Source organism: Nonomuraea sp. NPDC000554, assembly GCF_040300065.1.
In the GTDB taxonomy this organism is placed as follows: Bacteria; Actinomycetota; Actinomycetes; order Streptosporangiales; family Streptosporangiaceae; genus Nonomuraea.
In genome coordinates, this window is the sequence record NZ_JBEPDC010000013.1 from 111,418 (window position 1) to 123,218 (window position 11,801).

Consider the following 11,801-nt stretch of genomic DNA (forward strand, 5'->3'; position numbering starts at 1 on the left):
CCAAAGTATGCGGCACCGTGCCGCGATTCCGCCCCTGCCTGAAAGCGGCGGTCTCCACGCTCAAGGAGTTTCGATGATGTTGACCGGTGTGATCCCCCCGGTGTGCACCCCGATGACCCCCGACTACCAGGTGGACACCGCGTCGCTCACCCGGCTGGTCGACCACCTGCTGGAAGGCGGCGTGGACGCGCTGTTCGTGCTCGGCTCGTCGTCGGAGGTGGCCTACCTGGCCGACCCCCAGCGCCGGATCGTGCTCGACACTGTGGTGGGACATGTGGCCGGGCAGGTGCCGGTGCTCGCCGGGGTGATCGACATGACGACGCCCCGGGTGCTGGAACACGCCCGGGTGGCGGAGGCGGCGGGCGTGTCGGCCCTGGTGGCGACGGCGCCGTTCTACACCCGCACCCACCCCACCGAGATCAGCACCCATTTCCGGACCCTTGCCGCCGAGAGCGGACTGCCGGTCTACGCCTATGACCTGCCGGTGTCCGTCCACACCAAGTTGAGCGCCGACCTGCTGCTCGAACTGGCCGCCGACGGGGTGCTGGCAGGCGTGAAGGACTCCAGCGGCGACGACGGCGGCCTGCGCCAGGTCATCCTCGGCCGCCAGGCGCCGTTCAGCGTGCTCACCGGCTCGGAGGTGACCGTCGACTGCGCGCTGTGGATGGGCGCCGACGGCGTGGTGCCCGGACTGGGCAACGTGGACCCCCACGGGTACGTCAACCTGGTGAAATCGGCACGGCAGGGCGACTGGGAGGCCGCCAGGGCGGAACAGGAGCGCCTGGTCAGGCTCTTCGAGATCGTCCGGGTGGGGGGCGGTCGCATGGGCGGCAGCTCCTCCGGGCTCGGCGCCTTCAAGGCGGCGCTCCACCTGCGCGGCGTCATCGCCCACCCGACCACGGCCCTGCCGCAGGTGCCGCTGAACGGCGACGAGATCGCCGCCATCGGCAAGCACCTGGCCACCGCCGGCCTGCTGTAACGCGAGCCTTCGGGCGGGTCCGCCGGCCTGCTGTAATGCGAGCCTTCGGGCGGGTCCGCCGGCCTGCTGTAATGCGAGCCTTCGGGCGGGTCCGACGGTCACCCTCGCCATCGCCTGGCCCGCCCCCGCCATCGGAAGGCCCACCCCTCCGTTGGGCAGCCCGCCCCCGCCACCGCCAGGCGCTCCCTCCACTGTTCGTGGTGATCCGCCGGAGCTGGTGAAGATAGAGGCTATTTCGTCATAACTCTTTGGGCGTTCCAGGCGTCCATATATGTATGAGAACGATGCGGATTGCCGCCCTGATGGCGGGCGGCCTGCTGCTGGCGGGCGGCGCCGCGCCCGCGCTGGCGCAGCAGACCCCGGAACGCTGCACGGCGAGTCGGCTCCAGGTACGACTGGACAGGGTGGACCCGGGGGCGGGCAACAGATACGCGCCGCTCGTGTTCACCAACCGGTCCGGCGCGAGTTGCACGCTGTACGGTCACCCCGGCCTGGTCATGATCGACGGCAAGGGGGACGCGTTGCGTACCCGCGTCCGCAGGGGGACCGAGGCGGAGCGGGAGCTGACGCTGAAGCCGGGGGCGAGCGCCCGCGCCACCCTGCACTGGACCGTCGTCGAGACCGGCGCCGAGAAGACCTGCCCGACCGCGACGCGCCTCCTGGTCATCCCCCCGGACGAGCGGTCGTACCTGACGATCGGCTTCCCCGCCGGCCGAGTCTGCGACGACGGCCGTCTCGACGTGACCCCGCTCTCCTAGAGAGTTCTCGGATCCTAAGGTGCGGTCAGGGTGAGAACGGCAGAGCCGATGACGGCCGGGCCTCGAACAACCGAGGTTGATCGCGGCATTCCACGCTGAACTCCTGGGGCTGCGAGGTCAGCGGCTGACGCCGTCCGCTGGGCGTTGGAGGAGGCGGAGGTCGGAGCGGCGGGGGAGGCTTTCCCAGTCGCCCTGCGAGGTGACCGCGAACGCGCCCGCCGCGCAGGCCGTGTCCAGGCGCTGCGCAGGGTCGGCTCCGGCGAGCCAGTCGGCGAGCCAGCCGGCCGCGAAGGCGTCCCCGGCACCCACCGGGTCGACCTCCGTCACCCGGTACGGGCGCGCGCGGCGGGCCTGGCCGTCCGACAGTTCCAGGGCGCCCTCGGCGCCGAACTTGACCAGGACGTGGCGCGGCCCGTGCGCGGCGAGGGCCTTGGCCAGGTCGTCGGCGGTGCCCGCCGCGTCGGTGATCAGGCGGCCCTCCTGTTCGGTCGCGAACAGCACGTCCACCTCGCCGATGGTGTCGCGCAGCCACGCGCCCGCCTCTTGCGGCGTCCACAGGGCCTTGCGGTAGTTGACGTCGAGCGACACGAGCACCCCGGCCGCCCGCGCCTCGGCGATCGCGTATCGGACGGCTTCGCGGGCGGAGCCGGACAGGGCGGGCGTGATCGCGGACACGTGCAGCACCCGGGCGCCCCTGATCAGGTCGGCGTCGAGGTCGTCGGGCGAGAGCCGGGAGCCGGCGCTGCCCTTGCGGTAGTAGCGGACGTCCACGAGGTCGGCCGTGCGCCTGCCCTTGATCATCAGACCGGTCGGCGCGTCGGGGTCGGGGATGGCGCGCACGTCCACGCCTTCGCCCAGGAGCGCCGAGCGGATCAGGTCGCCGAACTCGTCGGCCCCCACCCGGCCGATCCAGGCGCAGCTGCCGCCGAGCCGGGCGACGCCGATGGCGACGTTGGACTCGGCGCCGCCGAGGCCCAGGTCGAAGTCGCGGGCGAAACGCAGCGGCCCGGTACGGCGGGCGGCGAACAGCGCCATGGTCTCACCGAAGGTCACCAACTCGGTCATCGGCTCGGGCTTCCCAGCTTTCTGGAGATGCGGGCCGCCGCGCCGGCCACGAGCGGCCCCAGCTCCCGCACCCGCGCGGCCGGAACCCGCGAGGTGAGGCCGGAGACCGAGATGGCGGCGACGACGGCGTCGTTGTGGTTGAAGATCGGCGCGCCGACGCAGCGCACCTCGGGTTCGTTCTCGCGGTCGTCGACCGCGTAGCCGCGCCGCCGGATGGCCGCCAGCTCGGCTCTGAACCGTCGCGGGTCGGTGATGGTGTGCCGGGTCAGCTCGGGCTCGTCGACGGCCTCGTCCGGCTGCCAGGCCAGGATCGCCTTGCCGACCGCGGTGCAGTGGACGGGGCCGCGGCTGCCGATGCGCGAGGCCATGCGGACGTTCGTCTCGTTCTCCACCTTGTCGATGTAGACGACGTGCGGTGGGTCGTAGACGACCAGGTGGACGGTCTCGCGCACCTCGCTCATCAGCCGGTGCGACTCCTCGGCGGCGACCGACCGCAGGTCGAGCGTGGCGAGGTAGGCCTGGCCGAGTTGGAGCGTGCCGTGGCCGAGCCGGTAGGCCCCGCTCTTCCTGTCGCGTTCCAGCAGCCTGGCTTCGATGAGCGGGACGGTCAGCCTGAGCACGGTGCTCTTGGACACCCCCACCGCCTCGGCGAGCTGGGTGAGCGTCAGCCCGCCCTCGTGTTCGGCGTGATCGCGGACGTGTTCGAGCACGGTCAGGGCCCGGCGGAGCGAGGCGGACTGGTTGCGTTCGGACACGAGGGAAAAATACGGCCCGCGACGCGTGATGTCACATTCTGCAGCACATCATTGTGCACTGCACAACAGCCTCAGACCTTGGACGGGTGGTCGAACACCGCTATCTCGTGCTTGTCGCGCGGCGCGAGGAACTCCAGCAGCCTCGTCCCTTCCTCGGCCACCGCGTCCAGGTCGGCGATCGGCTCCCACTGGTGGATGTTGAGGGTCGAGGTGCCCTTGGCGCGGGTCACGGTCCAGTCGCCCGCGGTGAAGCCGTCGACCAGGATGATCCGGGGCATCACGTTGGTGCCCATGAACCCCCGCAGCGCGGTGGCGCCGGTCTCGCTGATCACTCTCGACCGGTCGGCGTAGGACAGGAACAGGTTGTCGAAGTCATACATCAATCGGACGGGCGCCGAAATCTCGGTGGAAGGGCGGGAAGCGTCGGGCAAGTCGTAGTGAATCCGGCCGTCCTCGTCGCGGAAGCGGACCAGATCAAGGCCCTCCACCACCTCGGCCAGCCGCGTCAGCCCCGACCAGGTCTGCACGTCCCGCACCGTGGCCGGGCCGAAGGCGGCCAGGTAGCGCAGCACCAGTTCGGCCGCCGTCATCGGCGGCGCCTCGACGCCCAGCCACGACTCCGCGCTGGTGTGCGCCACGGGCCCGCTGCGCCCCCACAGGCCGCGGGGCGGCACCTGCACGAGCGACACCAGCCAGCGCACGCCCTGCCCCAGCGCGTGCGGATCGTGGGACGGCCACCGCTCGCCCAGCGTCCGCCCCAGCTCCGCGAACGTCATCGGACGCTCTTCCAGCAGCGACCGCCCGAGCGCGGCCAGCTCGTCCAGGTCGACGCCCTCCAGTTGCCTGCCGAAGGCGCCCCTCGTGCTCCGCTCGGTGACCACCTGCAGCAGCGGGCGCATCGCCAGGCAGTCACGCCCGCTCACCAGGTGGATCGTGGACCGCTGCAACGCCACGCGGACGACCTGCCGGTTCTCGAGCAGCTCCGAGGCGTCGGCGGCCTTGAAGCCCTCGATGCGGTTCCACAGCCCGGTGTACCAGGTGTGCGGGGTCTGCGCCTGCAACCCGGCCAGACGCTCGACGACGTCCAGGACGGGCAGATCGGCACGGCGGAGCAGGAACTGCCGGTCGAGGGTGGCCCGGTTGAGGGCCCGGCGGGTGATGAGGGGGTCCATGGGTCAAAGGTAGGGGGTATTGCGGCCACCTTTTGGCCGCGATCGAAGGGCGCCGTCAGAAGGGCGCCGTCAGAAGGGCGCCGTCAGCACGCCTTGAGGTAGCCGGTTTCGGGGATGAGGCGGTCCCATTCGTCCTGGCTCAGGGGGCCGCCCGCGCGGGCGCACACCTCCGCCGCCGCCAGGGACGGGTCCACCGGGCTCTCCCGCAGGGTGCCGTCGCGTTCGACGCCGCGCAGCCGGGTGCCGTCCTCGCTGAAGGCCAGCCCGGCGGTGTGCGGGCCGACCGGCACCTGGCCGACCTCGCGGAGCGTGGCGGTGTCCCAGAGCGCGATCCGCTCGCCGTCGACCGCCAGCGTGCGGCCGTCGGGGGAGAAACGCAGCTCGCGCACCGGCTCGGAGCCCGCCGTGAACGAGCCGCGCCGGGTCCGCTCGGCGACGCTCCAGAGCTGGACGCCGCCGTCGGCCAGCCCGGACGCGAGCGTGCGGCCGTCGGGCGTGAAGGCGAGCGCGGTCGGCCAGGGGGCGTTCAGCGGGGTGGACGAGCCGGTGGCCAGGTCGAGGAGCTTGGCCCCGACTGCGAGGGTCCGGCCGTCGGGGCTGAACGCCATGGCCAGGTCGCCCACCCCTTCGTAGGACCTGATGCGGCTGGCGCGGGCGACGTCCCACGTCTCCAGCGTCCTGCCCCGCGCGGTCGCCAGCGTGCCGCCGTCGGGGGAGAGGGCGACGGCCGGGACGTCCCCGCCCGCGTCGAGGACGGCCAGCCGCCTGCCGGTGGCGACGTCCCAGATGGTCACCGGATCGCCCGCGACCGCGACGAGCGTGCCCGCCCGGTTCATGGCCAGGTCGCCCGTCGCGGCGATCCGGCCGAGCGGGCGGCGGCGCACCGCGTCGGTGAGTCTGATCGCGCCGCCGACCTCGTCCGCGACCACCCGCCCGTCGGTGGAGAGCGCGGCGGCCCTGGTGTCCTCCTCCTGCCCGGTGGACAGGGCGGTGGACAGGTTCGAGACGTCGAGCGAGACGACGGAGCCGTGGCCGCTCAGGTAGTGGAACGCCCGGCCGTCGGAGGAGAACGCGTAGCCGTGTGCGGGATCGCGGAGCGGGAAGGTGCCGAGCAGCCGCTGATCGGCGACCCGCCACACGCCGACGGCGTCCGCCGCGGGTACGGCCAGGAGGCGGCCGTCGGGGCTGAAGGCGGGCGTGTCGGCCGGCCCCTTCGTGTCGATCCGCTCGACGCCCCCATCGGTGGCCCCCTCGGTGACCAGCGTGGTGCCGTCGCGGCCCGCGATCGCCAGGACGCCGCCGTCGGAGGTGAAGGCCAGGGCCGGGGCGGCGGCGTCCTCGCCGGAAGGCGGCGCGACACGTACGGTGCGGACCCTGGCGCGGGCGCGGACGTCCCACACCTCGACGCGGCCGGTCAGGTCCGAGGTCGCGGCCCTGCGACCGTCGCGGGACAGGGCGGTCCTGCTGTCGGTCACCTGGAACACCTGCCTGCCCGCCGCGTACAGGGTGGTCCTGTTGCCGCTGGTGAGAAGGAAGGCGGCCGCGGTGGCGGGTTGGGACGTCGCGACCGTCACCTGCCTGCCGTCCCGGGTCTCGGCGTGCTTGGCGTCGTCGCTGAGGACCGTGGTGCCCTGCGGGAGGGGGCGGGCGGAGGTCTGGCGTCCGGTTCTGACGTCCCAGGTGGTGATCGTGCCGTCCACCCACCTGGTCAGGGTGTCGTCGGTGAGGCGGTAGTCGGCCTGCGGGGTCGCGGCGGAGTCGGTGAACACGCCCAGTTCCGGCTGGACCAGCGACGCCTGCAGCGCCGCCCTGGCCTCGAACACCGGTGAGAGCTTCCAGGCCGCCACGCTGAGGCGCATCGCGGCCTGCGGGTCCGTCGTCCGCAGGGCCTCCGCGCGGGCCGCCACCAGGCGGGCGTTGGCCTGGGTGAGCTGGTCGCCCAGGTCTCCGTGCCCCCGGACGGCGATCACCGACATCGTGACCGCCACCGCCACCAGCGCCGCGATCAGGGCCACGACCGGGGGGCGGGCCGGCCGGCGGGCGACCAGGGCGGCGCTGGTGTCGAGGAAGTCGCGCTCCAGCGGGTCGAGCCGCACATGGCGGCGCCGGGTCGCCGCCCAGCCGACCGCCGTCTCCAGCGTGTGCCCCCGGTACAGGAGCGCCCTCTCCCGGCGGCGGGCCGTCCAGCGGCGCCCGAGCATGCGCGGCGTCCAGCGCCGTGCGGGGTCGCCCGGCACTCCGGGGCGTGCGGGGTCGTGCGGTGCCGGGCCCGTACGGTCGGCGCGGTGGGCGGCCCAGCGGTGGGCGGCCTCGCGCAGCTCGCGGTACACGGCCAGGCCCTCGCGCTCGTCGGCGACCCAGCCGCGCAGCCGGGGCCAGGCGCGGAAGAGCGCGGCGCTGGCAGGGGCGATGCCGTCGTCGCTGACCGCCACCAGCTTGCCGATCTCCGTCTGCGTGGGCGGGACCCGTACGCTCCGCCGTACCAGCAGGCCGGCCTCGGTGAGGCGGGCGAGCACGCCGTGCTCGTCGTCGCGCGGGGTCTCGCCGCCGTACATGCGCAGCAGCAGGCCGGGCAGCTCTTCCTGCTGGCGTGGCGTGAGCGTCGCGTAGGCCGCCTCCGCCACCTCCCCGAGCGGGGGCGGACAGCAGAGCCCGTCGATCGGTGTGATGGGGCCTGAGGAGGTCTGTTGCGACAGGGCGTCGCTCGTGGGACGGTCCGCCGGGGTCTTGGCCAGGGCCTGGGCCACCAGGGGGCGCAGTGCGGGCGGCAGCGCGTCCAGGTCCGGGTCGGCGGTCAGGAGGCGGTGCATGAGGCCGCCCAGGCTCTCGCCGGTGAACGGGTCGAGGCCGGTCGCCGCGTACAGGACGATCGCGCCCCAGGCGAACACGTCGGCCGCGGGGCCCGGCGGCTGGCCCGTGAACACCTCGGGAGCGACGTAGGTGCGCGTGCCGTCGACGCTGCCCGTGACACCGCAGTCGACCACCTTGGCGCCGTCGGCCGCCAGCAGGACGTTCTCCGGCTTCAGGTCGCGGTGCGACAGGCCCGCCTCGTGCAGCGTGGCGAGCGCCGACGCCAGCGCGCCCGCCAGCGCGGCCAGCTCGTCCCCCGTGTACGGGCCGCGCCGGGCCACCGCGTGCCGCAGGTCTTGCCCCTCGACGAACTCGCTCACGACGTACGGCACGCCCTCGTCGCGCCCGGACGCCACCACCCGCGCCAGATGCGGGGACGTCACCCGCCCGGCCGCCTCGGTGAGCGTGATCTCGCCGCGCGGCACCTTGACCGCGTACCGGTCGCCGTCGTCGTCGTAGGCCTCGTAGACCACGCTCCGGCCGCCCGCGCCGAGCCGACCGGCCAGCCAGTAGCCGCCAAGCCGCTCCGGATCTCCGGGCACCAGACGCGTCGTCACTGATGCTTAGATGCGCGAAACAGCGGATCGGTTCTGCCCGTTACCATGCCTGGGCCAAACGCCACAGGCCCCCCGCGCGCCTCGGGGGACCCGCGGCGTCATGATCATTATGCCAGGCTTTCCGATCTTGACTGCCAGTCGGTGCGCAGCACCGCCATGGTGACCGCGTCGTGCCACTCGCCGTCCCAGAGCAGCGCGTCGCGATGCACGCCCTCCTCGACGAAGCCGACCTTCTTGTACACGTGCCTGGCCCGCTCGTTGAAGGCGTACACCTCCAGGCTGACGCGGTGCAGCGGGGTGGCGGCGAAGACGTGGTCCAGCACCAGCGTGATCGCCTCCGTGCCGTACCCCTTGCCGAACGCCCGTGCCCCGATCAGCGCGATGCGCAGGTTGCACGCCAGGTTGTGCGCGTCCAGCTCGTTGATGACGATCTCGCCGACGTACTCGTCGTCCGCGATGATCGCCAGGTCGAGCCGGTCGGCGTGCTCGCCCCTGGTGGCGTACCACGCGCGGCAGACGTCCGGGTCGAGCTCGCCGTGCGAGCCGGTCAGCCGCTGCACCTCGCGGTCGCTGACCAGCTCGAACAGGCCCTCGACGTGCTCGGGGCCGACCGGGAGGAGCGTCACGCGCTCGCCGGTGAGCGTGGGTTTGTGATCGAACATCGTCCCTGGCTATCAGTCGTGATCGGACGCGGGCAACCGCATTTCGCGCGCCCAGGCGGCGGCGGGTTTGTTTCTCGACGTGTGGATAGAGGTTCTTCACGCCAAGGAGGTAAAAGAGATGACCATCGCCGGAAGCATCATCCTCATCATGCTCGGCGCGATCCTCACCTGGGCCGTCGAGTTCGATCTCGCCGGCCTCGACATCAACGTCGTCGGCGTCATCCTCATGCTCGGCGGAGTGGTGGGCCTGCTGTTCGGCATCTACCGGATCAGCGTGACCCGCCGGGCCGTCGGCCCCATCGACGAGCCGGTACACCGTCGCGAGATCTACGAGGAGCCGGAAACACGCAGGACCACGGTCTACGAGGAGCGTCGTCGCTACGACGAACCGCCGCTGTAGGAGGTGAACCCACATGCCGGGGATCCAGGAACTGCCGGAAACCATCAGGCGCTCGCCGAAGAAGGCGCGCGACACGTGGGTCAAGGCGCACGACTCCGCCGTCGAGACGTACGGCGAGGGGCGCCGTGCCCACATGACGGCGTTCGCCGCCCTGAAGCACTCCTTCGAGAAGGTCGGCGACCACTGGGAGCCCAAGCCCAAGAAGGGCCCGTCCGGCAAGGCCGCGGTCCCTCGCCCGCGCAGGACGACCGAGGGCGTCAGCGCGACCGCCAGCAAGGAGCACCTGATGAAGCTGGCTGCCGGCCTCGACGTGCCCGGCCGGTCCAAGATGACCAAGGAGGAGCTGGTCAACGCCATCAAGAAGGCCAACCGGCGGGCGAGCGCCAAGGCCCGCCGCTGACCCGTTCGCTCACAGCAGCCGCTTGACCGCCTCGGCGATCGCCCGGCGGTCAATGCGGGCGTCCGCGAGCTGCTGCTCGGGCGTCGCGGATCCGGGCAGGTCGCGTACGGCCAGCTTCACCATCCGCGGCCCGAGCTCGCTGACGGCGTCGCTCACCGCGTCGCCCAGCCCGCCCTCGGGCCGGTGGTCCTCGACGATGATCAGGTTGCCCGTGGTGGTGGCCGCCTCCGTCAGGACCGCCGCGTCTACGGGCTTGACCGAGTACATGTCCACCACGCCGACCGGGACACCCGAGTCGGCCAGCTCGTCGGCCGCCGCGAGCGCCTCGTGCACGGTCACCCCGGCGGCGAGGATGGTCGCCCGATCGTCCGGCGACTGGCGCAGCACGCGCGAGCCGCCCACGGGGAACCGCTCGCCGGGCTGGTAGATCACGGGGGTGGCGCCGCGCGTGGTCCGCAGGTACGACACTCCGGACAGGTCCGCCATCTCGGCCGTCAGCGCGGCGGCCTGGTTGGCGTCGCACGGATACAGCACGGTACTGCCGTACACCGCCCTGAGCATGGCCAGGTCCTCCAGCCCCATCTGGGACGGGCCGTCCTCGCCGATCGACACCCCGGCGTGCGAGCCGACGAGCCTGATCGACGCCCCGCTCACCCCGGCCATCCTGATGAAGTCGTACGCCCTGGACAGGAAGGCGGCGAAGGTGGCGGCGTACGGCACCCAGCCGCGCACCTGCATGCCGATCGCGGCGGCGACGAGCTGCTGCTCGGCGATGTACATCTCGAAGAACCGCTCGGGGAAGGCCTTGGCGAACTCCTCCGTCTTGGTCGAGTCGGCCACCTCGCCGTCGAGCGCCACGATGTCGCCGCGGGCCGCGCCCAGCGCCGCCAGCGCCTCGCCGAACGCCGACCTGGTGGCGACCTTGTCGCCGACCTTGTACTCGGGCGGCGTCAGCGTCCCGGACGGGAACCGGCACCGCTTGGCCTCGGGCGGCGGCTGCACCTCGACTCTGACGTTCCTGATCCCGCCCAGCTCGTCGATGGCCTTGCCGGGGTCCTTGAGCGGCTTGCCGTGCGCGCCCTCCCTGTTCTCCACCTCCAGGACGCCCTCGCCCTTGCGGGTCTTGGCCAGGATCACCGTCGGCCGTCTGCGCGTGTTCCGGGCGTCGTTCAGCGCGAAGTCGATCTGGCCGGGGTCGTGGCCGTCGATCTCGATCGTGTGCCAGCCGAACGCGCCGAACCTGCGGGCGTACGCGCCGGTGTCCCAGCCGTGCCGGGTGGGGCCGTGCTGGCCCAGCCTGTTGACGTCCACGATCGCGGTGAGGTTGGCCAGGCCCTCGCAGCCCGCGTGCTCGGCGGCCTCCCAGATGGAGCCCTCGGCCAGTTCGCTGTCGCCGCACAGCACCCACACCCGGTACGGCAGCCGCTCCAACCTGCCGGCCAGCGCCTCGCCCACGCCGACGGGCAGCCCCTGGCCGAGCGAGCCGGTGGCGACGTCCACCCACGGCAGCCGCGGGGTGGGGTGCCCCTCCAGGCGGCTGCCCCGCTTCCTGAAGGTCAGCAGTTCCTCGTCGGTGATGGCGCCGGCCGCCTTGTAGAGCGCGTACAGCAGCGGCGAGGCGTGCCCCTTGGAGAAGATCAGGTGGTCGTTGGCCGGGCTGTCCGGATGATCGAAGTCGTAGCGCAGATGGTGGGCGAACAGCACGGCCATGAGATCCGCGGCGGACATGGACGAGGTCGGATGGCCGGATCCGGCGGCTGTGGAACTCCGCACCGAATCAACGCGGAGCTGGGCGGCCAGGTCGGTCAGGAACTGTAGGTCGCGTTCAGACATCAGGTCCTCCTCGTGGTTCCCCGCCGCCTACCCCGAGGCGGGCCGCCTAACGCTGCCGGGTCCGGCGCAGCGCCGCGGTGACGTCCGGCGTCAGCCCGCCTCTCCGGTGCCGCGTTCCTTCTGCCGTCGCACGGCCAGCGCGATGTCCACGCCGACGACCACACCCAGGATCACGGCGATCCCCGTCATCACCCAGGCGCCCGCGACGATGCCGAGAAACGCGAACGCGAACAGGAAGATCAGCATGAACGCGCCCACCAGGATGTGGACGACGTCGCGCGGCGTCGCCGGAACCATGGGCTTGCCGGTGGCCGAGCGCTGTTCCCAATCGTCATCTTCGGTCATGCGCCTCACCTGCCCCTGAGGTTTG

General features: G+C 72.4%; 11 protein-coding genes. 4 read left to right on the forward strand and 7 right to left on the reverse strand.

Translation table 11 applies throughout. The features are described from left to right. The first annotated feature begins 73 nt into the window (after positions 1-73). Positions 74-979, forward strand: coding sequence for a dihydrodipicolinate synthase family protein (locus tag ABT294_RS24500; protein ID WP_350808574.1), 906 nt, complete (start codon positions 74-76; stop codon positions 977-979). Positions 980-1,263: 284 nt separating this feature from the next. Then, positions 1,264-1,737, forward strand: coding sequence for a DUF4232 domain-containing protein (locus ABT294_RS24505; RefSeq protein WP_350808575.1), 474 nt, complete (start codon positions 1,264-1,266; stop codon positions 1,735-1,737). Between the two features lie 117 nt (positions 1,738-1,854). Here the strand turns inward: ABT294_RS24505 and ABT294_RS24510 are convergent, their stop codons facing one another. The 5 genes from ABT294_RS24510 to ABT294_RS24530 all read right to left on the reverse strand — a co-directional run bounded on the left by ABT294_RS24510 (position 1,855) and on the right by ABT294_RS24530 (position 8,798). Next, positions 1,855-2,802, reverse strand: a complete 948-nt coding sequence (locus ABT294_RS24510) for a sugar kinase (protein ID WP_350808576.1) — start codon at positions 2,800-2,802, stop codon at positions 1,855-1,857. Beyond that, positions 2,799-3,557, reverse strand: coding sequence for an IclR family transcriptional regulator (locus tag ABT294_RS24515; RefSeq protein WP_350808577.1), 759 nt, complete (start codon positions 3,555-3,557; stop codon positions 2,799-2,801). The genes ABT294_RS24510 and ABT294_RS24515 overlap by 4 nt, the downstream gene beginning before the upstream one ends. Before the next feature lie 71 nt (positions 3,558-3,628). Beyond that, a complete protein-coding gene (locus ABT294_RS24520; protein WP_350808578.1) occupies positions 3,629-4,729 on the reverse strand; it encodes a winged helix DNA-binding domain-containing protein in 1,101 nt (366 codons plus the stop codon). An 83-nt stretch (positions 4,730-4,812) separates the two neighbouring features. Further along, positions 4,813-8,136 carry a protein kinase domain-containing protein gene (locus tag ABT294_RS24525; RefSeq protein WP_350808579.1) on the reverse strand — a complete coding sequence of 1,108 codons (3,324 nt, stop codon included), beginning with the start codon at positions 8,134-8,136 and terminating at the stop codon, positions 4,813-4,815. A 107-nt stretch (positions 8,137-8,243) separates the two neighbouring features. Further along, positions 8,244-8,798 carry a GNAT family N-acetyltransferase gene (locus ABT294_RS24530; RefSeq protein ID WP_350808580.1) on the reverse strand — a complete coding sequence of 185 codons (555 nt, stop codon included), beginning with the start codon at positions 8,796-8,798 and terminating at the stop codon, positions 8,244-8,246. Positions 8,799-8,916: 118 nt separating this feature from the next. Between ABT294_RS24530 and ABT294_RS24535 the strand changes: the two genes are divergently transcribed. Then, positions 8,917-9,198, forward strand: coding sequence for a hypothetical protein (locus tag ABT294_RS24535; protein ID WP_350808581.1), 282 nt, complete (start codon positions 8,917-8,919; stop codon positions 9,196-9,198). Between the two features lie 13 nt (positions 9,199-9,211). Next, the gene (locus ABT294_RS24540; RefSeq protein ID WP_350808582.1) at positions 9,212-9,598 is read left to right on the forward strand and encodes a ChaB family protein; all 387 of its coding nucleotides are present in this window, start codon (positions 9,212-9,214) and stop codon (positions 9,596-9,598) included. A 9-nt stretch (positions 9,599-9,607) separates the two neighbouring features. Here ABT294_RS24540 and ABT294_RS24545 read toward each other — a convergent pair whose 3' ends face one another. Next, positions 9,608-11,431, reverse strand: coding sequence for a transketolase (locus tag ABT294_RS24545; protein WP_350808583.1), 1,824 nt, complete (start codon positions 11,429-11,431; stop codon positions 9,608-9,610). Positions 11,432-11,521: 90 nt separating this feature from the next. Beyond that, positions 11,522-11,776 (reverse strand): hypothetical protein, encoded by a 255-nt coding sequence (locus ABT294_RS24550; RefSeq protein ID WP_350808584.1) that lies wholly within the window; start codon positions 11,774-11,776, stop codon positions 11,522-11,524. Positions 11,777-11,801: the final 25 nt, after the last annotated feature.